This is a genomic window from Streptomyces morookaense, from assembly GCF_013030945.1.
Taxonomy (GTDB): Bacteria; Actinomycetota; Actinomycetes; order Streptomycetales; family Streptomycetaceae; genus Streptomyces; species Streptomyces morookaensis.
Genome location: NZ_JABBXF010000043.1, coordinates 96,250 through 118,403 on the forward strand (window position 1 = coordinate 96,250; position 22,154 = coordinate 118,403).

Here is a 22,154-nt window from a genome sequence, read left to right on the forward strand (position 1 = left end):
GGCAAAGCCGTTGATCACTTGACGCAAGCAGCAGCAATGGGTTGCATACGTTCTGTGATCGCGCACCGTTTTCCCCCTGGCAGTCCCTGTACGTCCCGTACGCACCGCGCCGGTGCAGGGACGACCGGCCGCCGCACTCGTCAGGGGGCCGTGCCGTGGACCCGGTGATCGTCGTCGGGGCCGGTCCGGTCGGTCTCACCCTCGCCCTGGCCCTCGCCCGGTACGACGTCCCCGTGGTCGTCCTGGACGAAACCGCGGAGGAGAATCTCGAGGAGCGGCGCCCGGCCCGCACGGTCGTGCTGCGGCCGGAGACCGCCGCCCTGCTGGAACGGCTCGGCTGCGCCACGACGGAGGGCAGCCGGTGGACGGGCTGGCGGACGCTGCACCGCCGGACCGTGACCCTGCAGGTGCCCTTCGAGACGCCGGGGGACACCGAGGAGGACGAGGAGAGCGGCCGGCCTCCCGGAGAACCGTCTCCGCTGCATCTGCCCCAGCACGCGCTCCTGCGGGAGCTGCAGGCCGCACTGGCCGGTGCCGACGGCGTGACGATCGCCCGCGGCCACCGGCTGACCATCCTGACGCAGGACGCCTCCGGCATCACCGCACGCACCCGGAGCGACAACAGCACGGCCTGGCGGGCGAGTTATCTGGTCGGCTGTGACGGCGCCCGCTCGGTCGTCCGCAAGCTCACCGGTGCCCGCTTCCCCGGGCGCACGGCCGTGGAGCGGTTCGCGGTCGCCGCCCTGCGCACCGAACTGCCGTGGCCGGGCGAGGCGGTGCTGCACCGTGCGCCGCCGCGCGGCAGCGAGGTGACGGCCCGCCCGCTGCCGGGCGGGGTGTGGCGGCTCGACTGGCTGCTGCCGCCGGACGGCGGACTGGTCACTCCCGACGCCCTGTTGGCCCACATCGACGACTCACTGGCGCTGTGGTGCGGCGAGACGCCGGCGTACGAACTGCTGGACACCGGGGTGCACGCCGTGCACCACCGCCTCGCGCGCCGCTGGCGCAGCGGGCGCGCCTTCCTCGCCGGGGACGCCGCGCACCTCCTGGGGGCCCTGGGCACCCAGGGACTGGACGAGGGGCTGCAGGATGCCGGCAACCTCGCCTGGAAGCTGGCGCTCGCCTGGCACCACGGCGCCTCGGACGCGCTGCTCGACAGCTACCAGGCGGAGCGGCGGGCGGCGATCGTGGCCCGGCTGCGTGCCGCCGACCGCGCATTGCCTTCGGTGCGCGCCGGGGGCGGATGGCGCACTGTGCGGCGCGCGGTGCTGCCGGGCACCGCACGCACCCACGATCTCCTGCTCACCGAGGGCCACTTGGGGCGCGGAGCACTCGGTGCGCTGCCGGTGTACGCCCGTACGCCCCTGACACCGGCCGCCCCACCCGCGGGGGCCGTGCCGGTCGGGACGGCTGTGGGCGAGCGGGTCGCCGACGTGCCGGTGACGGATCCGGACGGCGCGGAAGTGCTGCTGCACGAGCGGCTCGGCGGCGATCTGCTCGTGGTTCTCGTGGCCCCGGGGACGGGGGTGTGGGAGCGCCGGCACTGGCTCGGGGCGGGGCTGATGCCGAGGCTCGCGGCGGCGGTCTCCGCGCTGCCCATGCGGGCCGAACTGCTGGTCGCCGAAGGGTATCCGGGGGCTGCGGCGCACACCGTGCTGGTGGTGCGGCCGGACGGGCACCTGGTGGCGGCGCTTGCCGGGGTGCGGCCCGCGGAGCTGTACGCGTGCGCGGACGCCGCGAGGGGCGGAGCGGCGGGCGGTGCGCCGGCGCCCGAGGAGCAGGAGGAGGCGGCCGGCGGAGCAGCCAGTGAGGCTGCGGCCAACCGTTGACCCGCCCGTTCCGCCATGGTTGAGTCCGGAGTGTGACCGGCAGCAGCATGCTCTTCTGGCGGAGGGTCCATCTGGACCTCGTCCGCTATGCGGGCTGCGTCTGTCGTCCGTCCTGCTGATCCGCTTCCCTGCGCGCCCTGCCGGCACGTCCGCCTCTGCGGGTGCCCGGGTGCTGCGCGTTTCCGCCGCGATCACCCAGGACGGTCCCTGTGTCTTCTCCCCTGCCTTCGTCCACCGCTCCCGCCCCGTCCGACGCGCCGCCAAGCAGGCCGGGGGCCAAGGAACTTCTCGCCTTCGCGTACCGCGTCGCGGCCGACGCGGAGCTCGTCACCTCGCTGCCGCTGGACCCGCAGGGGCGCACCTGGATCCGCCTGGAGGGGCCGGGCGGCAGCGAGGCGTGGCTCATCGGCTGGCCGCCGGGCGCCGGCACCGGCTGGCACGACCACGGCGGTTCGTACGGCGCCTTCGCCACGGCGGCGGGCCGGCTGACCGAGCAGTCGCTCGCCGCCCGGCTGCCCACCGAGGGCTGGAAGCTGCTGGAACTCGCCGACGGCATCGACCGCGAGCGGCAGTTGGAGGGCGGCAACGGGCGGGCCTTCGGGCCGCACCACGTGCACCAGGTGTTCAACGCCTCGGCGGAGCACGCGGTGTCGGTGCACGCCTACTACCCGCCGCTGCCGATGATGCGGCGTTATCACCGCAGCGGGCAGGTGCTCAGGCTGGAGCAGATCGAGTGGGCGCAGGAGTGGGCATGAGGGTGGAGGAGCTGCTGGCCGAGGCACGGGCGGGGCTCGACCGGCTCGAACCGGCGGAGGCGGCCGCCGTCCAGGCCGGGGGCGGGCTGCTGGTCGACATCCGCTACGCGGCGCTGCGGGAACGGGACGGCACGATCCCGGGGGCGCTGGTGGTCGAGCGCAACGAGCTGGAGTGGCGGCTGGACCCTGCCTGCGCCCACCGCGCGGCCGAGGCCACCGGCCATGATCTGCGCGTGGTCGTCATCTGCGACGAGGGGTACGCCTCCAGCCTGGCAGCGGTCTCCCTGCACCGGCTCGGGCTGCGGCATGCCACGGACGTGTCCGGAGGCTTCCGGGCGTGGCGTGCGGCGGGACTGCCGGTGCAGCCGCCCGCCCCCCGGCCCTCCGGGGACGGGACGCCGCCGGAGGGGGGCCGGCTTCCGGGCGGGGGTCAGTCGCCGGGCAGGTAGTGCTCGAGCAGCTCGGGGTCCTCGCCCTCCTCCTCCAGGACCCGGCGCACCACGCGCAGGGCGAGACCCTCGGAGTACCCCTTGCGGCCCAGCATCCCGACGAGCCGGCGCAGCCGCTTCTCACGGTCCATGCCGCGGGTGCTGCGCAGCTTGCGCTCGACGAGCTCGCGGGCCGTGTGCTCCTCCTGCTCGGGGTCGAGCTGCCCCACCGCCTCGTCGATCAGCGCGGAATCCACGCCCTTGGTGCGCAGTTCGCGCGCCAGGGCGCGGCGGGCCAGCCCGCGGCCGCGGTGCCGGGACTCCACCCAGGCCCCGGCGAAGGCCGCGTCGTCGATCAGCCCGACGTCCTCGAACCGGGAGAGCACTTCCTCGGCGGCCTCGGCCGGTATGCCGCGCTTGGCCAGGGCGTCGGCGAGCTGCCTGCGGGTGCGGGGGGATCCGGTGAGCAGGCGCAGGCAGATCGCCCGCGCCTGCTCCTCCGGTGACGGGGGCGCCCCGTCCCCGGCCCTCGACGGGTCGGGGGCGCCGCCGCCCGTACGGTCGTCCGCATGCGACTCCGGCCGGCTCTCCCGCCACGTCCTCGTTCCGGACATGGCGGGCTAGCTCTTGGCCGTGGCCTTGGCGGCCTTGCCCGTGGCCTTGGCCGGGGCCGGGACGGACTTGGCGGGCTCGCCCGCGGCGGCGTCCGCGCCGGGCTCGGCCTCGGGCGCCTCGGGCCGGGTGCCCACGCCGAGCTTCTCCTTGATCTTCTTCTCGATCTCGTTGGCGAGGTCGGGGTTGTCCTTGAGGAAGTTGCGGGCGTTCTCCTTGCCCTGGCCGAGCTGGTCGCCCTCGTAGGTGTACCAGGCACCGGCCTTGCGGATGAAGCCGTGCTCCACGCCCATGTCGATCAGGCCGCCCTCGCGGCTGATGCCCTGGCCGTAGAGGATGTCGAACTCGGCCTGCTTGAAGGGGGGCGCGACCTTGTTCTTGACGACCTTGCAGCGGGTGCGGTTGCCGACCGCCTCCGTGCCGTCCTTCAGGGTCTCGATGCGGCGGATGTCGATGCGCACCGAGGCGTAGAACTTGAGCGCGCGGCCACCGGTCGTGGTCTCCGGGGAGCCGAACATCACGCCGATCTTCTCGCGGAGCTGGTTGATGAAGATGGCGGTGGTCTTGGACTGGTTCAGCGCGCTGGTGATCTTCCGGAGCGCCTGGCTCATCAGCCGGGCCTGGAGGCCCACGTGCGAGTCGCCCATCTCGCCCTCGATCTCCGCGCGCGGCACCAGGGCCGCCACGGAGTCGATGACGATCAGGTCGAGCGCGCCGGAGCGGACCAGCATGTCGACGATCTCCAGAGCCTGCTCGCCGTTGTCCGGCTGGGACAGGATCAGGTTGTCGATGTCCACCCCGAGCTTCTTGGCGTACTCGGGGTCGAGGGCGTGCTCGGCGTCCACGAAGGCCACCGTGCCGCCTGCGCGCTGGGCGTTGGCCACGGCGTGCAGGGTGAGGGTGGTCTTGCCGGAGGACTCCGGCCCGTAGACCTCCACCACGCGGCCGCGCGGCAGGCCGCCGACGCCGAGGGCGACGTCGAGGGCCGTCGAGCCGGTGGGGATGACCTCGATCGGCTCGTTCGGCCGCTCGCCCAGGCGCATGACCGCGCCCTTGCCGAATTGCCGTTCAATCTGTGCGAGCGCGGCGTCCAGCGCCTTCTCGCGGTCGGTGCCTGCCATGGGTTCCACCCGGTTTGCTTGAGTCGATCGCTTCACGTCCACGACGCTAGCGCCTGCCACTGACAACCGGCCCGGGCGTCGCCCCGGCCTGTGGAAAACTCGGTTCCGCGGCCCGGGGAGACCCATGAGAATGGATGTTCGATTTTGCTGTCAAGCGCGCCGCGCCGGCCTCGGAATCACCGTCCCCGGAGCGCCCGGAACATCCGCACGAGCGCCGGCGGACGGCCCCCGCCCCCCTCCCCGCCCGGCCGCCGCGGCCCCTCTCCCGCCACCGCGGCCGCCTCGTCGACGAGTTCGTACCGCTTCACGTACGCCCCGAGGAACGCCTGCAGCGTCGCCGTCGCGGGGATCGCGACGAGCGCGCCCACCGCACCGAGCAGCGCCGTGCCCGCGATCACCGAGCCGAAGGCGACGGCCGGGTGGATGTCCACGGTCCTGGCGGTGATGCGCGGCTGCAGCACGTAGTTCTCGAACTGCTGGTAGACCACGACGAAGGCGAGCACCCACACCGCGTACCAGGGGTCGACGGTGAAGGCGAGCAACATCGGCAGCGCTCCCGCGAGGTAGGTGCCGATGGTCGGGATGAACTGCGACACCAGTCCGACCCAGATGGCGAGCGCCGGGGCATAGGGCACGCCCAGGACCACGAACAGGACGTAGTGCGCGACGCCGGAGACGAGCGCCATCAGAGCGCGCGAGTAGATGTAGCCGCCGGTCTTGGCCACCGCGAGGTCCCAGGCGCGCAGCACCTCGGTCTGCCGGTGCGGCGGGAGGACGGAGCACAGGGCACGGCGCAGCCGGGGGCCGTCGGCCGCGAAGTAGAACGAGAACAGCACCACGGTCAGCAGCTGGAACAGACCGCCGAGGACGGTGGCCGAGACGTCCAGCACCCCGCCTGCGCTGTTGCGCAGGTACTTCTGCAGCCAGTCGGAGTGCAGCAGGCTCGTCTGGATCTCGACGCGGGAGAGCCTGGTGTGGAACGTCCGGTTGAGCCAGCCGATCACCGCGTCCAGATAGGCGGGGAAGTTCTCCACGATGTTCTGGATCTGCCCGGCGAGCATCGAGCCCAGCATGGTGAAGAACGCGGTGAACGCCAGGGCGACGCCGAGGAAGACCAGCCCGGTCGCCGCACCGCGCCGCATGCCGCGCGCGGCCATCCTGTCCACCGCGGGCTCGACGGCGAGCGCCAGGAAGAACGCGATCAGGATGTCGACCAGCAGCCCGAGGAGCTGATGGAAGGCCCAGACGCCCAGCTGGAAGCAGGCGAACAGGGCAAGCGTCACCACGACCGCCCGGGGCAGCCAGCGCGGCATGCGCGCGCCGTCGCCGGGCCGGGTCGGTCGGGAGTCCGGGGAGGTGTCGTCGGTGGCTGCCACGGAGCAAGTCTGACCTACGGGACGAAACACCCCCGAACGCCCCCGGCGGCACCGGCAGCACCGGCAGCACCGGCAGCACCGGCAGCCCAGGCCACCGTCCCTCCGGCGTCCCGCCGGCCGGCGTCAGTGCTCGGGGATCTCCATCGTCCGGCACACCGCGCGCCACACGTCCTTGGCGTTCCAGCCGGCGTCCAGCGCCTGGTGCACGGTCCTCCCGCCGAGCTCGGACATCACATGATCGCGCGCGAAGGAGTCGGCGTACGCCGCGCCGAAATGATCCGCCATCCGCTGCCAGAAGACCGTCAACCGCATGGACCCAGTATCCCGCCCCTGAGAGTGCAGCCGGGCACGAGCCGCTGCCGGGCGCCGCCGCGCCCCCTACGGTCTTGTCCATGGCCCCCTCCGGAGCATCCGCCGCAGCCCGTGCCGAACAGTTCGTCTGGCTCACCGCCCGCGTCCTGGAACAGCGCAGATTCGCGTTCCACTTCCTCGACGGCAGTGCGGACGCGGTCGAAGCGGCCCTGTCGGCCTACCTCGGCGACGACGGCGGCTACGGCCACGCCCTGGAACCCGACCTGCGCGGCCCCGTGAGCCAGCCGCTGCACACCGCGCACGCGCTGCGCGTGCTGGACGAGATCGGCCGCTGCGGAGACCGGCGGATCGAACGCGTGTGCCGCTACCTGACAGCGGTCTCCACCCAGGACGGTGCGCTGCCCGCGCTCCACCCGTCGCTGCGCGGCTACCCCGCGGCCCCCTGGATCCCCGTGATCGACGACCCTCCCAGCGACCTGCTCTCCACCGGTCCGGTGGTCGGCCTGCTGCACCGCAACGAGGTGTGGCACGCCTGGCTGTTCCGAGCGACGGACTTCTGCTGGGCCGCGGTCGAGGCCATCACGCGCGGCGCCAGGACCCATCCGTACGAGGTCGAGGCGGCCGTGGCGTTCCTCGACGGGGTCCCCGACCGGGACCGCGCCCGGGCCGCAGCCGAGCGGCTGGGCCGCACCGTGCGGGAACGGCGGCTGGCCGTCCTGGAACCGGACCGGGCGGCCGAGTACCCCCTGCCGGAGGGCTACGCGCCGGGCGAGCACCACTACCCGCACGACTTCGCGCGGACCCCCGGCTCGGTGGCCCGGTCCTGGTTCACCGACGCCGAGATGGAACGTTCTCTCGACTTCCTGGCCGCCGCGCAGGAGACCGACGGCGGCTGGCCCGTCAACTGGCGCGCGTGGGCGCCCGGCACGGCCCTGGAGTGCCGCCCGAGGGCGACCATCGACGCCCTCCTCACCCTGCGCGCCCACGGCCGCCCCGTCTGACGCGGCGCCCCCTCCCGCCCTCGGCCGCCACCCCGGAAGCCGCCTCCGACCTGCGCGGACGGGGCATTGTCAGTGGCCCGGTGCACGATGGGGTGCATGGCGAACGACACCGCGTCGGCGACCGCGGGGGAACCGTCCCCGACCCCCTCGGCGCTTCCAGGGTTCTCCCCCGCGACCCGCGCATGGTTCACGGGAGCCTTCACCGCGCCCACGGCCGCCCAGACCGGCGCCTGGCGCGCCATCGGGGAGGGCTCGGACGTCCTGGTCGTCGCGCCCACGGGCTCCGGCAAGACGCTGGCCGCCTTCCTCGCCTCCCTGGACCGGCTGGCGAGCTCGCCACCGCCCGCCGAGCGCGGCAAGCGCTGCCGGGTGCTGTACGTCTCGCCGCTCAAGGCGCTCGCGGTGGACGTCGAGCGCAATCTGCGCAGCCCGCTGACCGGCATCCGCCAGGAGTCGGTGCGCCTGGGCCTGCCCGAGCCGGAGATCCGCGTCGGCATCCGCTCGGGCGACACCCCGGCCGCCGAGCGCCGCGCGCTGGTCACCCGGCCGCCGGACATCCTGATCACCACGCCCGAGTCGCTGTTCCTGATGCTCACCTCCGCGGCCCGGGAGGCGCTCAAGGGCGTGGAGACCGTGATCCTCGACGAGGTGCACGCCGTCGCCGGGACCAAGCGCGGCGCCCATCTCGCCCTGTCCCTGGAGCGGCTGGACCTCCTGCTGCCCCGGCCCGCCCGCCGGATCGGCCTGTCCGCGACGGTGCGCCCGGTCGACGAGGTGGCCCGCTTCCTGTCCCCGCAGCGCCGGGTGGAGGTCGTCCAGCCGCCGTCCGGCAAGGAGTTCGACCTCTCCGTCGTCGTGCCGGTCGAGGATCTCGGCGAGCTCGGCGGCTCGCCCGTGCAGGAGAGCGGTGACGGCAAGGAGAAGCCGTCGGTGTGGCCCCACGTCGAGGAGCGCATCGCCGACCTCGTCCAGGCCCACCGCTCCACGATCGTCTTCGCCAACTCCCGGCGCCTCGCCGAGCGCCTGTGCAACCGGCTCAACGAGATCGCCTACGAACGCACGACGGGCGAGCCCCTGCCCGAACACCACTCCCCCGCCGAGCTCATGGCCGAGTCCGGCGCCGCCAAGGGTGCGCCCGCCCTGCTCGCCCGCGCGCACCACGGCTCGGTGTCCAAGGAGCAGCGGGCGCTGGTCGAGGAGGATCTGAAAGCCGGCCGGCTGCCCGCCGTCGTGGCCACCTCCAGCCTGGAACTGGGCATCGACATGGGCGCGGTGGATCTCGTCGTCCAGGTCGAGTCGCCCCCGTCCGTCGCCTCCGGCCTGCAGCGGGTCGGCCGCGCGGGCCACCAGGTCGGCGCGGTCTCCACCGGGATCGTCTTCCCCAAGTACCGCGGCGACCTGGTGCAGGCCGCCGTGGTGACCGAGCGGATGCGCCAGGGGTCCATCGAGGCCCTGCGCGTGCCGGCCAACCCGCTGGACGTGCTCGCCCAGCAGATCGTGGCGATGACCGCCATGGACACATGGGACGTGGAGGAGCTGCTGGCCGTGGTGCGCCGCGCGGCCCCTTTCGCCTCGCTGCCCGAGTCCGCGTTCTCCGGCGTGCTCGACATGCTCGCGGGGCGCTATCCGTCCGACGCCTTCGCGGAGCTGCGCCCGCGCCTGGTGTGGGACCGGGTGGCGAACACGGTCACCGGCAGGCCCGGGGCCCAGCGGCTCGCCGTCACCTCCGGCGGCACGATCCCCGACCGCGGCCTCTTCGGGGTCTTCCTGGCGGGCGCCGATCCCAAGAAGGGCGGCGGGCGCGTCGGCGAGCTCGACGAGGAGATGGTCTACGAGTCCCGTGCGGGCGACGTCTTCACCCTGGGCACCACGTCCTGGCGCATCGAGGACATCACCCGCGACCGGGTCCTGGTCACCCCCGCCCCCGGCACCCCAGGCCGGCTGCCGTTCTGGAAGGGCGACCAGCTGGGCCGCCCGCTCGAACTCGGCCGCGCGCTCGGCGCGTTCCTGCGCGAGATCGGCGGCCACACGCCCGAGGCGGCCCGCGAGCGCCTGACCGCCGCCGGGCTCGACGCCTGGGCGGCGGACAACGTGCTGTCGTACCTGGACGAGCAGCGCCGCGCCTGCGGCCACGTCCCGGACGACCGGACGATCGTCGTCGAGCGGTTCCGCGACGAGCTGGGCGACTGGCGCGTCGTCGTCCACTCCCCCTTCGGCGCCCAGGTGCACGCCCCGTGGGCGCTGGCCCTGGGCGCCCGGCTCACCGAGCGCTTCGGCATGGACGCCCAGGTGATGCACGCCGACGACGGCATCGTGCTGCGCCTGCCCGACGCCGACCTGATGGGCCTCGACCTGCTGGACGCGGACCCGGCCCGGCAGGGCACGGAGTACGACGCCGAGCAGTCCCCCGTCGGCGCCGCCGATGTCACCTTCGACAAGGCCGAGGTCGACCGGATCGTCACCGAACAGGTGGGCAGCTCGGCCCTGTTCGCCTCCCGCTTCCGCGAATGCGCCGCCCGCGCCCTGCTGCTGCCGCGCCGCAACCCGGGAAAGCGCACCCCGTTGTGGCAGCAGCGTCAGCGTGCCGCCCAACTGCTGCAGGTCGCGAGCGAGTTCGGCTCGTTCCCCATCGTCCTGGAGGCCGTCCGCGAATGCCTCCAGGACGTGTTCGACGTCCCCGGACTGGCCGAGCTCATGGGGGACGTCGAGTCGCGGCGCGTCCGGCTGGTCGAGGTGACCACGCCCGAGCCGTCCCCCTTCGCCCGCTCGCTGCTCTTCGGCTACGTCGCCCAGTACCTCTACGAGGGCGACTCGCCCCTCGCCGAGCGGCGCGCCGCCGCGCTCTCCCTCGACTCGCGGCTGCTGGCCGAACTCCTGGGCCAGGCCGAGCTCCGCGAGCTGCTCGACGCCGAGGTCCTCGCCGAGCTGGAGCGCGAGCTGCAGTGGCTCACCGAGGACCGCAGGGCCAAGGACGCCGAGGGAGTCGCCGACCTGCTGCGCCTCCTCGGCCCCCTCACCGACGCCGAACTGGCCGCGCGGGGAGCCGAACCTGCCTGGGCGCAGGAGCTGTCCGACGCCCGCCGTGCCCTGCGCGTCCGCATCGCCGGGCAGGAGCACTGGGCGGCCGTCGAGGACGCCGGACGGCTGCGCGACGCCCTCGGCACCGCCCTGCCCGTCGGCGTCCCCGAGGCTTTCACGGAGCCGGTCAAGGATCCGCTCGGCGATCTCCTGGCCCGCTTCGCCCGCACCCACGGCCCGTTCACCTCGGCCGAGGCCGCAGCCCGCTTCGGCCTCGGCACGGCCGTGACCGACGGCGCGCTGCACCGTCTGGCGGCGAACGGCCGGGTCGTCCAAGGGGAGTTCCACCCCGCGGGCATCGGCCAGGAGTGGTGCGACGCCGCCGTGCTGCGCAGGCTGCGCCGCCGCTCCCTGGCGGCGCTCCGGCAGGAGATGGAGCCGGTGCCGCCGGCCACGCTCGCCGCTTTCCTCCCCCAGTGGCAGCACGTCGGGAGCAGCAGCCTGCGCGGCATCGACGGACTGCTGCGCGCCGTCGAACAGTTGCAGGGCGCCCCGGTCCCGGCCTCGGCGCTGGAGAAGCTCGTCCTGCCCGCCCGGATCGCCGGCTACGCCCCGGCGATGCTCGACGAGCTCACCGCGGCGGGCGAGGTCGTCTGGGCCGGGGCCGGCGCCCTCCCCGGCAAGGACGGCTGGGTCTCGCTGCTGCCGGCCGACTCGGCACCCCTGCTGCTGCCCGCGCCGCACCCGCTGGAGCTCTCCCCGCTGCACGAGGCCGTCCTGGAAGCGCTCTCCGGCGGCTACGGCCTGTTCTTCCGGCAGATCGCCGAGCGGGTCCGGGCCACGGGCGCCGACAGCGGGGACGCCGCCGGCACCGACGCCCGGATCGCCGGGGCCGTCTGGGATCTCGCCTGGTCCGGCCGCCTCACCAACGACACGCTCGCCCCGCTCCGCGCCCTCCTCGGGTCGGGCCGCACGGCCGGTTCCACGGCCCACCGCGCGCGGCGCCCCGTCCCCCGGGGCCGGTACGGCGCCCTCCTCGGCCGTACGGGCACGGTACCCATGGCCACCGCCTCGCGCGGCGGGCCGCCGACGGTCGCGGGCCGCTGGTCGCTGCTGCCCGAGCGCGAGCCCGACCCCACTCACCGGGCCCACGCCCTGGCCCGCACGCTCCTCGACCGGCACGGCGTGGTGACGCGCGGCGCGGTCGCCGCCGAGGGCGTCGAGGGCGGGTTCTCCGCGGCGTACCGGGTGCTGTCCGCGTTCGAGGAGAGCGGCCAGGCCCGCCGCGGCTATGTCGTCGAGGGCCTGGGGGCGGCCCAGTTCGCGATGGACGGCGCGGTGGACCGGCTGCGCGCCGTCGGCACGGCCCGCGAGCGCGGGGATGCCGGCTACCCGGAAGGTGCCCCGGGTCCGGCGCGGGCGGCCCGGCGCCGGGCCGTCGTGCTCGCCGCGGCCGATCCCGCCAACGCCTATGGCGCGGCGCTGCCGTGGCCCGATCCGCCGGCCGGCGCCTCCCACAAGCCGGGGCGCAAGGCGGGCTCCCTGGTCGTCCTTCTCGACGGAGCCCTCGCGCTGTACGTCGAGCGCGGCGGCAGGACCGTCCTCGCCTGGCCCCAGGAGGAGGGCACCGAGGAGGCGCACAGCGAGGACCCCGGCCTGCGCGAAGCGGCAGCAGCCCTCGCCGAGGCGGCCCGCGCGGGCGCGCTGGGCACGGTGACGGTGGAGCGCATCAACGGTGCCCCGGCGCTGACGTCCCCGCTGGGCACCCTGCTGGAGTCCGCGGGTTTCCACGCCACCCCCAAGGGCCTGCGCCTGCGCGCCCCCTGACCGCGGAGGAGAAGCCGCATGCCCGAAGGAGACACCGTCTGGCGCACCGCCCGGGACCTCCACCAGGCCCTGGCGGGAGGCCTGTTGACCCGGTGCGACCTGCGCGTCCCCGCCCTGGCGACAGCCGACCTGACCGGCCGTCGCATCACCGAAGTGGTGCCGCGCGGCAAGCACTTGCTGGCCCGCGCGGAGGGCGGTCTCACTCTGCACTCGCATCTGGGCATGGACGGCTCCTGGCGGATCCACGCGCCGGGCGAGCGCTGGCGCGGCGGACCTGAGCACCAGATCCGCGCGGTCCTCGGCACCGCGGCCGCCGTCGCCGTCGGCTACCGCCTGCCCGTCCTGGACCTGCTGCGCACCGCCGACGAGGCCGGCGTCGTCGGCCATCTGGGCCCGGACCTGCTCGGCCCCGGCTGGGATGCGGCGGAGGCCGTCCGCCGACTGCTCGCCGACCCCGCCCGCACCGTCGGCGACGCCGTGCTCGACCAGCGCAATCTCGCCGGGATCGGCAATGTCTACAAGTCCGAGCTCTGCTTCCTGCTGCGGATCTCCCCGTGGCTGCCCGTCGCACAGCTGCCGTCCCCCGAGCGTCTGACGACGCTCGCCAAAAAGCTCCTGGAGGTCAACAAGGCCCGCACCGCCCGCATCACCACCGCCGACCCCCGCCCGGACCACCGGCTGTGGGTCTACGGGCGAGCGGGGCGCCCCTGCCGCCGCTGCGGTACACCGGTCCGTGGAGCGGAGCAGGGAAAAGCCGGTCAGGAACGGCCCACGTACTGGTGCCCCCGCTGTCAGGAAGGCCCCGCTCCGGATGGGCCGAACGGGTGAACGGGCAGGCGGGGCCGCCCGAGGGAAGGATCAAGGACGCCGCCGGGCTCCCGGCCGGCGCCGTCGCCACACCGCGGCGCTCCGGCTCCCCCTGCCGTTCCGCGGCACGCAGTGCACCGGCAGCAGGCTCAGCCCCCACCCCGCGGCGCCCACCAGCCCCTCCACGGCCCCGAGCCGGCCGGGCTGGACGGCCAGCCGCACCGCGGCCCACCACCACACGCAGCCCAGCACGAGCAACACCGCCCGCCCGGCCGCGCCGCGGGCCCGGCTGCGGCGCCGGGCGTGCCGGGACCGGATCATGGCTGCCTCCTTCGGCCCGTCCCCCCTTCGGCCACGGCGCACCGCGGGCCCTCGTCAGCCCCCGCCGGGCGCCTCCCCGCGCAGCCGTGCGAGCTCCCGCTCCAGCTCCTCGACCGTCCGGTCCCGCCGGTGCAGTTCGACGATCACCCGCTGCTCCCCGTCGTGCATGCCCTCCTGGTAGACGGCCCGGACGAATGCCCCGGCCGTCGCCTGATCGAGGTCCGAGACCACCATCAGCTCGCGCGTGAAGCGGATGACCGGATGCTCGTCCATACCCTCAGGAGACCGTGGCCGCGCCGCGGCCGCCACCCGGGCGCCCCGGCAGGCTCCGACGGCCCTCGGGCGTCTTCAGGCGTCTCAGGCGTTCTGCGCCTGGAACATCCAGTGGTGCTTCTCCAGGTCGCCCGTGAGGCCGATGAGGAGGTCCTGGGTGACCGGGTCGGGGTCGGCCGTCGCCTCGATGCGCTCGCGCATCCGCGTGATCACCGCGCCGAGCCCGGCGACGAGAAGGCGCACCACATCGGTGTCCTGGTGCCAGCCGCCGCCGACCGTCTCGATGCCGCTCGTCTTGCTGACGGTCTCGGCCCGCCCGTCCGGCGCGATGCCGAGGGCCGAGGCCCGCTCGGCCACGGTGTCGGCGTGTGTGCGGGCGCTGGCGACGACCTCGTCCAGCTGGAGGTGGACGGGGCGGAAGCGCGGGCCGACGACGGTCCAGTGGACCTGCTTGGCCACCAGGGAGAGGTCCACCAGGTCGACCAGCGCGCCCTGGAGGGCGTCCCCCACGACTTTGCGGTCCGGCTCGGACAGCGGGCTCTTGACGACGGACATTCGCTTCCTCCCTTTAGGGCGGTTGAAACCGTCTCTTCCGTTCGTCCCCGATTTCTCCACCATGACACAAAGGCGGGAAACCGGCCGGAAACGCCGGGATCCCGGTCGGAGTACCGACCGGGATCCGGAACACGAAACGGCTCTGCCGTCAGGCTGCGACCACGTCCACTGCCTCGGCAGGGGCCTTGATGGTCACGCGCTCCCCCGGAACGCCCGTCACGGACGTCACGGACACCGAATTGAACATGGGCCGCATCGGCGCGGGTACCGGCTCGCTCGCCGCCGCCGACTGCGCCAGCTCGGCGAGCGACAGTTCGTCACTCACCTCACGCATGACCTCGGACATCCTGACGTCCAGAGCGTCGCAGATTGCGGAGAGAAGCTCGGAGGACGCCTCTTTCTGCCCGCGCTCGACCTCGGAGAGATATCCGAGCGAGACCCGGGCGGACGAGGAGACCTCGCGCAGAGTGCGGCCCTGGCGTTGGCGCTGCCGACGCAGCACGTCACCCAGCAGGCGACGGAGCAGAATCATCGGTGGCTCCCTCCTTGGACCGCGAATCCGGTTCCTTCACGCCCCACCGTACCGCCTCGGGGTGCGGCCGTGCGGGGAGCTATGTCGTGTTCACTCAGGGCTGCAAACATCAATTCCCCCCGTTCTGTTCCGTATCCTTTGCCCCCGCGTTCCCTGTCAGTTCGCGCAGCAGCAGCGCGAGGACTTCCCGGACGCTTCCGGCCCGGATCCGGGCACGGTCGCCGTCCAGCGAGAGCTCCCGGACGGCCCCGGCGCCGCCCGGACCGGCGACGGCCACGAAGACGGTGCCGACGGGCTTGCCGTCCTGCGGATCGGGCCCGGCGACACCGGTGGTCGCGACACCCCAGTCGGCACCCAGCAACGCCCGTACACCGCAGGCCATCTGGCGGGCGACCTCGGCGTCGACGGCCCCGCGCTCGGCGAGCAGCGGACCGGCCACGCCCAGCACCTCGCGCTTGACGTCGGTGGCGTACGCGGTGACGGATCCCCGGACCACCCGCGAGGCCCCGGGCACCGCGGTCAGCCCGGCCGCGACCAGGCCGCCCGTGAGCGACTCGGCGACGGCCAGAGTCTCCCCCCGCGCGGCCAGTTCGGCGAGCACCTCGGGGGCGCCGCCGGCCTCCCCTCCGGTCACCGCGCGGCACCCCCGGTCCGCGCCGCGCGGCGCAGGGCGACGGCCTGCCGGATGTAGTCGAGCCCGGTCAGCACGGTCAAGACGACGGCGACCGCCATCACCCAGAAGCGCAAGGTGGCCAGCGGCCCTTCGAGGGGCAGGATGTACATCCCCGTGCCCACGCCCTGGGCGAGCGTCTTCAGCTTGCCGCCCCGGCTGGCCGGGATGACCCCGTGCCGGATCACCCAGAACCGCATGAGCGTGATGCCGATCTCGCGGGAGAGGATCACGCCCGTGACCCACCACGGCAGGTCCCCCAGCGCGGAGAGGCAGAGCAGCGCCGCGCCCATGATCGCCTTGTCCGCGATCGGGTCGGCGATCTTGCCGAAGTCCGTGACCAGGTTGTACGTGCGGGCGAGATGGCCGTCGAAGAGGTCGGTGATCATGGCGATGGCGAACGCGGCCCAGGCGAAGGAGCGCCAGGCCGGTTCGTAACCGCCGTTGTGGAGCATCAGCACGACGAACCCGGGCACGAGGAGCAGCCGCACCATCGTGAGGATGTTGGCGATGTTCCACAGGCCCGCCGGGCGCCCGGCCGACGCGGGGGCAGGGCCTCCCGCGGTGGGGGCCGGGACTCCGCTCATCTGGCCGCCTCCCCGGTACACCCGCCCGTGGCGGACGCCAGGGGCTCGGCGACGAGGTCCACGCCCTCGCTCGCGACGACCTTGGCGACGACCAGCGTGCCCGGAGCGAACACCGTCTCCCCGGTCAGCCGCACCTGGCCGTCGGTCTCGGGCGCCTGGTGGGCGGCCCGGCCGATGACGCCGTCCTCCTCGTCGACCCGGTCGACGACGACCTCGACGGTGTCGCCGATGCGCTCCTCGGCACGCTGCGCGGTGAGCTCCTCGGCGAGCCGCGAGACGCGCGCCAGGCGCTCGTCCACGACCTCCTGGTCCAGCTTGTGCTCGTACGTGGCCGCCTCGGTGCCCTCCTCGTCGGAGTAGCCGAAGACGCCGATGGCGTCCAGGCGGGCCCCCGTGAGGAAGCGCTCCAGCTCTGCCACGTCCTCCTCGGTCTCGCCGGGGAAGCCGACGATGAAGTTGGAACGGACGCCCGCCTGCGGGGCCTTGGAGCGGATCGTGTCGAGCAGCTCCAGGAAGCGGTCGGTGTCCCCGAAGCGGCGCATCGCGCGCAGCACGGCGGGGGCGGAGTGCTGGAAGGAGAGGTCGAAGTAGGGCGCGACCTTGTCCGTGGAGGTCAGCACGTCGATGAGGCCGGGGCGCATCTCGGCGGGCTGGAGGTAGCTGACGCGGATGCGCTCCAGGCCGTCGACGGCGGCGAGCTCCGGCAGCAGCGTCTCCAGCAGGCGGATGTCGCCGAGATCCTTGCCGTAGGAGGTGTTGTTCTCGGAGACCAGCATGATCTCCTTCACCCCCTGCTCCGCCAGCCAGCGGGCCTCGCCGAGCACGTCGGAGGGGCGGCGGGAGATGAAGGAGCCGCGGAAGGACGGGATGGCGCAGAAGGAGCAGCGCCGGTCGCAGCCGGAGGCGAGCTTCACCGAGGCGACGGGGCTGGAACCGAGACGGCGGCGCAGCGGGGCGCGCGGCCCGGAGGCCGGGGCGATGCCGTCCGGCAGGTCCTCGGGGGTGCTTTCCTCCGGGGCCTGGGCGTGTCCGGGCAGGGCCGGTGCACTGGCGCCCTGCCGCTCGGCGGGGCTGATCGGCAGCAGCTTGCGCCGGTCGCGCGGGGTGTGGGAGGCGTGGATGCCGCCGGAGAGGATGGTCTGGAGCCGGTCGGAAATGTCGGTGTAGTCGTCGAAGCCGAGCACCGCGTCGGCCTCGGGCAGGGCCTCGGCGAGCTCCTTGCCGTAGCGCTCGGCCATACAGCCGACGGCCACGACGGCCTGGGTGCGGCCATGGTCCTTGAGGTCGTTCGCCTCCAAGAGGGCATCGACCGAGTCCTTCTTCGCGGCTTCGACGAAGCCACAGGTGTTGACGACGGCCACATCGGCGTCGGCGGCGTCCTCGACGAGGTCCCAGCCATCCGCCGCCAAGCGGCCTGCCAGCTCCTCCGAGTCCACCTCGTTACGGGCGCAGCCAAGTGTGACAAGAGCGACGGTACGGCGTTCGGGCATAGGGCTCAGCCTACTTTGTCCCGGCGCCGGGTCCGCTGCCGAGTGGCAGCGAGGCGCGGAGAGCCTGGTCACCCGGGGGCTCTCCGCAGCCGTGCCGTCGCGCGGTTCCTCGCTGGTCAGCCCGCTGCCGGGTCACCCTTGGTGTAGCTGAGGCGCTGGACCTGGCCGTCCTCGCCGAGGTTCTTGACCTCCTTGCCGTTCACGAACAGCCGTGCGACTCCGGCGTTGCCGAGCACCAGGTCGATCCGCTTGCTGTCGGTGAAGGTCTTGGACGCCCCCCGCTGGAGCACGCCCTCCTCCAGCAGCTTGCCGTCGTGGTCCTTGGCCGACATCCACGTCTGCCCGTTCTCGGCGGTGAGCTTGACGGTGACCTTGTTGGCGGGGGCGCCGGCGATGGCGCTGTTGGACGCCTCCGGCTTGGGGTCCGTGGCCTTGCCGGGGTTGGACTTGGCGCTGGAGGCCACGGACGGCTTGACGGAGGGCGGGTCGGCGGAGTTCTGTCCCTTGGCCCCGCCGTTGAACAGCGTGAACCCGACGAAGCCGACCACGGCGACGATCGCGGCGACCATGGCGGCGGTCCAGTTGGGGCGCCGGGGCTCGGGGCGGATGCGCTCGGCCTCGAAGACCGGGGCCGCCGGGGTGGGCGAGGGGCGTCCGCCGTTCTCGGCGGTGTACTGCGCGACAAGCGCGGCCGGGTCCAGACCGACGGCACGCGCCAGGGTGCGCACGTGGCCGCGTGCGTAGACGTGTCCGCCGCATCGGGTGAAGTCGTCCTGCTCGATCGCATGCACGATCGGGATGCGTACACGGGTGGTCGAACTGACCTCATCGACGGTCAGTCCTGCGCTGATACGGGCCTGCTGGAGGGAACGTCCGACGGAAGGCCGGTCGTCCTCGGAAGAGTTGCCGATGGACACGTGGGCGCCTTTCGAGCGTGCAGCCACCTGCTGGAGATTCAGTCTAGGGGGCATGCGAAAGCGTCGGGCAAGCGGGAAGCCGGACTTTGTAGGCCATCAGAATGCTCTGTGGCACCGACGGTGGCACATCGCCCCACCCCCCTCTCTCAACTACACAGAGCATCAAGAGAAACGGCTTGGCCGAAGACCCTTCACAACCGGATCACTGCGGGGATTCGCCGCGGATGACGGCGAGGACCGCGTCCAGCTCGTCGGGCTTGACCAGGACGTCGCGCGCCTTCGAGCCCTCGCTGGGACCCACGATGTTGCGCGACTCCATCAGGTCCATGAGTCTGCCCGCCTTGGCGAATCCCACACGCAATTTGCGCTGCAGCATCGACGTCGAGCCGAACTGGGTGGAGACGACCAGCTCGGCCGCCTGGCACAACAGATCGAGGTCGTCACCGATGTCCTCGTCGATCTCCTTCTTCTTCGCGGACCCGACGGTCACATCGTCGCGGAAGACCGGCGCCATCTGGTCCTTGCAGTGCTTGACGACGGCCGCGACCTCACCCTCCGTCACAAACGCGCCCTGCATACGGATGGGCTTGTTGGCGCCCATGGGCAGGAAGAGGCCGTCGCCCTTGCCGATCAGCTTCTCGGCGCCGGGCTGGTCGAGGATGACCCGGCTGTCGGCGAGCGAGGAGGTCGCGAAGGCGAGCCGGGAGGGCACGTTGGCCTTGATCAGGCCGGTGACGACATCGACGGACGGGCGCTGGGTGGCCAGCACCAGATGGATGCCGGCGGCCCGGGCGAGCTGGGTGATGCGCACGATCGAGTCCTCGACGTCGCGCGGCGCCACCATCATCAGGTCGGCGAGCTCGTCGACGATGACCAGCAGGTACGGGTACGGCTGCAGCTCCCGCCCGCTCCCCTCGGGCGGGGTGACGCGGCCCTCGCGGACGGCGGCGTTGAAGTCGTCGATGTGCCGGAAGCCGTAGGCCGCGAGGTCGTCGTAGCGCAGGTCCATCTCGCGCACGACCCATTGCAGGGCCTCGGCGGCCCGCTTCGGGTTGGTGATGATCGGCGTGATGAGGTGCGGGATGCCCTCGTAGGCCGTCAGCTCGACCCGCTTGGGGTCGACCAGCACCATCCGGACGTCCTCGGGGGTGGCCCGGACCATGATCGAGGTGATCAGGCAGTTGATGCAGGACGACTTGCCGGAACCGGTGGCTCCGGCCACCAGCACATGCGGCATCTTCGTCAGGTTGGCCATCACGTAGCCGCCCTCGACGTCCTTGCCGAGCGCCACCAGCATCGGGTGCTCGTCGCCCGCGGCATCGGCCAGGCGCAGCACGTCCCCGAGGTTGACCATCTCGCGGTCGGTGTTGGGGATCTCGATGCCCACCGCGGACTTGCCCGGGATCGGGCTGATGATGCGGACGTCCGGGGAGGCCACGGCGTAGGCGATGTTCTTGGTGAGGGCCGTGATGCGCTCGACCTTCACGGCCGGGCCCAGCTCGACCTCGTAGCGCGTGACCGTCGGGCCCCGGGTGAAGCCGGTGACCGCGGCGTCGACCTTGAACTCCGCGAAGACGTTGGTCAGCGAGGCCACTATGGCGTCGTTCGCCGCGCTGCGGGTCTTGCCGGGGCCACCCCGCTCCAGCAGGTCGAGCGAGGGCAGGGAGTAGGTGATGTCCCCGGCGAGCTGGAGCTGTTCGGCCCGCGCCGGCAACCCGGGCGACGGCTCGGGGGCCGGCTTGGTGAGATCGGGCACGGCCGCGGGCTTCTTGTCCATGGACACACCGCGCCTGGCCGGCACCGTCGGCTCCGCACGGCCGCCGTCCTGCGCGATGCCGCTGCTGAGCCCGGCGACGAGCGGCGAGGGCTGCACGCCGTGCAGCACCGCACCGTCCAGCGAGGCCGCGGCGGCGGCCGCCAGGTCCACGGCGTCCGGCTCGCGGCTCTCGGGCGGCTGCACCGGAGTGCGCCGGGGCTTGCGGCGCTTGCCGAGCGCCTCCTCCTCGGCCCGGTCGAACTCCGGGTCGGCGCCGTCCGCCGCGGGGGCGGTGCGCCGGGGACGCCGGGCGGGGGTCTCCCGCCAGTCCTCCGCGTAACCCTCGTCGACGGCGTATTCGTCGGGGTGCGGCTCGATGATCCCGAGCCTTATGCCCGCGTCCCGCAGCCGGCGCGGGATGGCGTTGACCGGAGTGGCCGTGACCACCAGCAGGCCGAAGATCGTCAGCAGCACGAGCAGCGGTACGACGAGGACGTCGCCGACGGTGTACTGCAGAGGCTTGGCGGCCGCCCAGCCGATGAAGCCGCCCGCGTCCTGCATGGCGTGCAGGCCGTCCCCGCGGCCGGGCGACCCGCAGGCCATGTGGACCTGGCCGAGGACGCCGGCCACCAGCGCGGACAGGCCGATGACGATCCGTCCGTTCGCCTCGGGGCGCTCGGGATGCCGGAACAACCGGACGGCCATGAAGGCGAGCAGTATCGGCACCACCACGTCGAGCCGGCCGAAAGCGCCGGTGACGAGCATCTTGACGAGGTCGCCCACGGGCCCGCGGACGTCGGACCAGGTGCCCGCGGCGACGATGAGGGCGAGGGCGAGCAGCAGCAGCGCCAGGCCGTCCTTGCGGTGTGCCGGGTGCAGGCCCTTGGCGCCGCGGCCGACGCCGCGGAACATCGCGCCGACGCCGTTCGCCACGCCGCGTCCGACGCGGCGGGGGGCGGACTTGGGGGCGGTCTTCTTCGCGGGCGCCCTGCGCGCAGGGGCGCGGCCCGCGGGCCGTGCTGCCGCTTTTTTCGCGGGCGCCTTCTTGGCGGCGGTCCCGGATCGCCCGGCGCGCTGCTTCGAGGTGCCCGCCGTGCTCTGGGAACCCTTGCCGGACGTACGTGAGGCCATGGTGCCGAGGTTACCGTCGTCCGTCGCATGGGACACGTGGGCCCGGGTGTTCACCCATTCGTGTCGCCGGGGCGTGGTTGAGCCGGTGACGGGACGTCAAGGCGGAGGCAGGCGCGGTGATGCGGGCCCGTCGGGCCGTCAGCTCGGCGAGGGGAGCTGGCCGGCGGCGCTGCCCGCGCCGGGCTCCAGCGCGTCCAGGGCGCGCCGCAGTCCGGTGAGCTTGCGCTCCAGGTGGGCGGCGGTGGCGACCGCTGCCGCGTCGGCGGACTCGTCCAGCTGTTTGGAGAGGGCCTCGGCCTGTTCCTCGACGGCCGCGAGCCGCGCGGAGAGCTCGGCCAGCAGCCCGGCGGGCTCCTGCGTCTCCAGGGCACCGGCCCGGGCGGCCTGGCCGCTCTCCAGCTGCAGGCGCAACAGGGCGGCCTGCTCCCGCAGCTGGCAGTTCTTCATGTACAGCTCGACGAACACCGAGACCTTGGCGCGCAGCACCCAGGGGTCGAACGGCTTCGAGATGTAGTCCACGGCGCCGGCCGCGTAGCCGCGGAAGGTGTGGTGCGGCCCGTGGTTGATGGCGGTGAGGAAGATGATGGGGATGTCCCGGGTCCGTTCGCGCCGCTTGATGTGCGCGGCGGTCTCGAACCCGTCCATGCCGGGCATCTGGACGTCCAGCAGAATCACCGCGAAGTCGTCCGTCAGCAGCGCCTTGAGCGCTTCCTCCCCTGACGATGCCCGCACCAGTGTCTGATCGAGCGCCGAGAGGATGGCCTCCAGCGCCAGCAGATTTTCCGGCCGGTCATCGACCAGGAGGATCTTGGCCTTCTGCACCATGCCCCGTCCTC

21 protein-coding genes are annotated in these 22,154 nt (G+C 73.3%); 7 read left to right on the top strand and 14 right to left on the bottom strand.

The features are described from left to right. Positions 1–155 precede the first annotated feature (155 nt). From HG542_RS19565 to HG542_RS19575, 4 genes are all read left to right on the top strand, one after another. Positions 156–1,829, top strand: a complete 1,674-nt coding sequence (locus tag HG542_RS19565) for an FAD-dependent monooxygenase (protein ID WP_171083211.1) — start codon at positions 156–158, stop codon at positions 1,827–1,829. Positions 1,830–1,876: 47 nt separating this feature from the next. Then, positions 1,877–1,948 carry a putative leader peptide gene (locus tag HG542_RS36050; protein ID WP_358344363.1) on the top strand — a complete coding sequence of 24 codons (72 nt, stop codon included), beginning with the start codon at positions 1,877–1,879 and terminating at the stop codon, positions 1,946–1,948. A 102-nt stretch (positions 1,949–2,050) separates the two neighbouring features. Continuing rightward, positions 2,051–2,584, top strand: coding sequence for a cupin domain-containing protein (locus HG542_RS19570; protein ID WP_171083256.1), 534 nt, complete (start codon positions 2,051–2,053; stop codon positions 2,582–2,584). Next, positions 2,581–3,033 (top strand): rhodanese-like domain-containing protein, encoded by a 453-nt coding sequence (locus tag HG542_RS19575; protein WP_171083213.1) that lies wholly within the window; start codon positions 2,581–2,583, stop codon positions 3,031–3,033. The genes HG542_RS19570 and HG542_RS19575 overlap by 4 nt, the downstream gene beginning before the upstream one ends. On the opposite strand, the gene recX is transcribed toward HG542_RS19575, so the two are convergent. The 4 genes from recX to HG542_RS19595 form a co-directional block, all read right to left on the bottom strand. Continuing rightward, positions 3,015–3,626, bottom strand: a complete 612-nt coding sequence (gene recX, locus HG542_RS19580; RefSeq protein WP_171083215.1) for a recombination regulator RecX — start codon at positions 3,624–3,626, stop codon at positions 3,015–3,017. The two genes, HG542_RS19575 and recX, sit on opposite strands and share 19 nt — an antisense overlap. A gap of 6 nt (positions 3,627–3,632) precedes the next feature. Continuing rightward, positions 3,633–4,745 (bottom strand): recombinase RecA, encoded by a 1,113-nt coding sequence (gene recA / locus HG542_RS19585; protein ID WP_171083217.1) that lies wholly within the window; start codon positions 4,743–4,745, stop codon positions 3,633–3,635. 176 nt (positions 4,746–4,921) lie between these two features. Continuing rightward, positions 4,922–6,121: an AI-2E family transporter gene (locus HG542_RS19590; RefSeq protein WP_227727550.1), complete on the bottom strand. Its 1,200-nt coding sequence runs from the start codon at positions 6,119–6,121 to the stop codon at positions 4,922–4,924. A 123-nt stretch (positions 6,122–6,244) separates the two neighbouring features. After that, the gene (locus HG542_RS19595; protein ID WP_171083219.1) at positions 6,245–6,433 is read right to left on the bottom strand and encodes a DUF3046 domain-containing protein; all 189 of its coding nucleotides are present in this window, start codon (positions 6,431–6,433) and stop codon (positions 6,245–6,247) included. Between the two features lie 80 nt (positions 6,434–6,513). On the opposite strand from HG542_RS19595, the gene HG542_RS19600 reads away from it, so the two are divergent. The 3 genes from HG542_RS19600 (at position 6,514) to HG542_RS19610 (ending at position 13,107) form a co-directional block, all read left to right on the top strand. Continuing rightward, complete coding sequence (locus tag HG542_RS19600; protein WP_171083221.1) at positions 6,514–7,434, top strand: hypothetical protein; 921 nt, start codon at positions 6,514–6,516, stop codon at positions 7,432–7,434. 96 nt (positions 7,435–7,530) lie between these two features. Further along, a complete protein-coding gene (locus tag HG542_RS19605) occupies positions 7,531–12,279 on the top strand; it encodes an ATP-dependent helicase (protein WP_171083223.1) in 4,749 nt (1,582 codons plus the stop codon). A gap of 18 nt (positions 12,280–12,297) precedes the next feature. Next, complete coding sequence (locus HG542_RS19610) at positions 12,298–13,107, top strand: DNA-formamidopyrimidine glycosylase family protein (RefSeq protein ID WP_171083225.1); 810 nt, start codon at positions 12,298–12,300, stop codon at positions 13,105–13,107. Between the two features lie 30 nt (positions 13,108–13,137). On the opposite strand, the gene HG542_RS19615 is transcribed toward HG542_RS19610, so the two are convergent. The 10 genes from HG542_RS19615 to HG542_RS19660 all read right to left on the bottom strand — a co-directional run bounded on the left by HG542_RS19615 (position 13,138) and on the right by HG542_RS19660 (position 22,143). After that, complete coding sequence (locus HG542_RS19615) at positions 13,138–13,407, bottom strand: hypothetical protein (RefSeq protein WP_306665322.1); 270 nt, start codon at positions 13,405–13,407, stop codon at positions 13,138–13,140. 54 nt (positions 13,408–13,461) lie between these two features. Continuing rightward, entirely contained in the window at positions 13,462–13,680 is a 219-nt protein-coding gene (locus tag HG542_RS19620) for a hypothetical protein (protein ID WP_171083227.1), read from the bottom strand. Positions 13,681–13,764: 84 nt separating this feature from the next. Next, the gene (locus HG542_RS19625) at positions 13,765–14,235 is read right to left on the bottom strand and encodes a Dps family protein (RefSeq protein ID WP_171083229.1); all 471 of its coding nucleotides are present in this window, start codon (positions 14,233–14,235) and stop codon (positions 13,765–13,767) included. A gap of 148 nt (positions 14,236–14,383) precedes the next feature. Beyond that, entirely contained in the window at positions 14,384–14,767 is a 384-nt protein-coding gene (locus tag HG542_RS19630; protein ID WP_086566431.1) for a helix-turn-helix domain-containing protein, read from the bottom strand. A 109-nt stretch (positions 14,768–14,876) separates the two neighbouring features. Continuing rightward, positions 14,877–15,401 (bottom strand): CinA family protein, encoded by a 525-nt coding sequence (locus HG542_RS19635; RefSeq protein WP_171083231.1) that lies wholly within the window; start codon positions 15,399–15,401, stop codon positions 14,877–14,879. Next, positions 15,398–16,024 carry a CDP-diacylglycerol--glycerol-3-phosphate 3-phosphatidyltransferase gene (gene pgsA / locus HG542_RS19640; protein ID WP_171083233.1) on the bottom strand — a complete coding sequence of 209 codons (627 nt, stop codon included), beginning with the start codon at positions 16,022–16,024 and terminating at the stop codon, positions 15,398–15,400. Before pgsA ends, HG542_RS19635 begins: the two co-directional genes overlap by 4 nt. After that, a complete protein-coding gene (gene rimO, locus HG542_RS19645; RefSeq protein ID WP_171083236.1) occupies positions 16,021–17,514 on the bottom strand; it encodes a 30S ribosomal protein S12 methylthiotransferase RimO in 1,494 nt (497 codons plus the stop codon). Before rimO ends, pgsA begins: the two co-directional genes overlap by 4 nt. A 116-nt stretch (positions 17,515–17,630) precedes the next feature. Then, on the bottom strand, positions 17,631–18,431 hold the full coding sequence (locus HG542_RS19650) for a helix-turn-helix domain-containing protein (protein ID WP_171083238.1): 801 nt from the start codon (positions 18,429–18,431) through the stop codon (positions 17,631–17,633). A 202-nt stretch (positions 18,432–18,633) separates the two neighbouring features. Next, on the bottom strand, positions 18,634–21,318 hold the full coding sequence (locus HG542_RS19655; protein WP_171083240.1) for a DNA translocase FtsK: 2,685 nt from the start codon (positions 21,316–21,318) through the stop codon (positions 18,634–18,636). A 138-nt stretch (positions 21,319–21,456) separates the two neighbouring features. Further along, positions 21,457–22,143, bottom strand: a complete 687-nt coding sequence (locus tag HG542_RS19660; protein WP_171083242.1) for a response regulator — start codon at positions 22,141–22,143, stop codon at positions 21,457–21,459. Positions 22,144–22,154: the final 11 nt, after the last annotated feature.

Excerpts from the sequence above, each read along its gene's own strand:
- HG542_RS19575 (WP_171083213.1), top strand. The coding sequence starts at position 2,581 with ATGAGGGTGGAGGAGCTGCTGGCCGAGGCACGGGCGGGGCTCGACCGG.
- recX (WP_171083215.1), bottom strand. The coding sequence starts at position 3,626 with ATGTCCGGAACGAGGACGTGGCGGGAGAGCCGGCCGGAGTCGCATGCG.
- recA (WP_171083217.1), bottom strand. The coding sequence starts at position 4,745 with ATGGCAGGCACCGACCGCGAGAAGGCGCTGGACGCCGCGCTCGCACAG.
- HG542_RS19595 (WP_171083219.1), bottom strand. The coding sequence starts at position 6,433 with ATGCGGTTGACGGTCTTCTGGCAGCGGATGGCGGATCATTTCGGCGCG.
- HG542_RS19600 (WP_171083221.1), top strand. The coding sequence starts at position 6,514 with ATGGCCCCCTCCGGAGCATCCGCCGCAGCCCGTGCCGAACAGTTCGTC.
- HG542_RS19605 (WP_171083223.1), top strand. The coding sequence starts at position 7,531 with ATGGCGAACGACACCGCGTCGGCGACCGCGGGGGAACCGTCCCCGACC.
- HG542_RS19610 (WP_171083225.1), top strand. The coding sequence starts at position 12,298 with ATGCCCGAAGGAGACACCGTCTGGCGCACCGCCCGGGACCTCCACCAG.
- HG542_RS19615 (WP_306665322.1), bottom strand. The coding sequence starts at position 13,407 with ATGATCCGGTCCCGGCACGCCCGGCGCCGCAGCCGGGCCCGCGGCGCG.
- HG542_RS19620 (WP_171083227.1), bottom strand. The coding sequence starts at position 13,680 with ATGGACGAGCATCCGGTCATCCGCTTCACGCGCGAGCTGATGGTGGTC.
- HG542_RS19625 (WP_171083229.1), bottom strand. The coding sequence starts at position 14,235 with ATGTCCGTCGTCAAGAGCCCGCTGTCCGAGCCGGACCGCAAAGTCGTG.
- HG542_RS19630 (WP_086566431.1), bottom strand. The coding sequence starts at position 14,767 with ATGATTCTGCTCCGTCGCCTGCTGGGTGACGTGCTGCGTCGGCAGCGC.
- pgsA (WP_171083233.1), bottom strand. The coding sequence starts at position 16,024 with ATGAGCGGAGTCCCGGCCCCCACCGCGGGAGGCCCTGCCCCCGCGTCG.
- rimO (WP_171083236.1), bottom strand. The coding sequence starts at position 17,514 with ATGCCCGAACGCCGTACCGTCGCTCTTGTCACACTTGGCTGCGCCCGT.
- HG542_RS19655 (WP_171083240.1), bottom strand. The coding sequence starts at position 21,318 with ATGGCCTCACGTACGTCCGGCAAGGGTTCCCAGAGCACGGCGGGCACC.
- HG542_RS19660 (WP_171083242.1), bottom strand. The coding sequence starts at position 22,143 with ATGGTGCAGAAGGCCAAGATCCTCCTGGTCGATGACCGGCCGGAAAAT.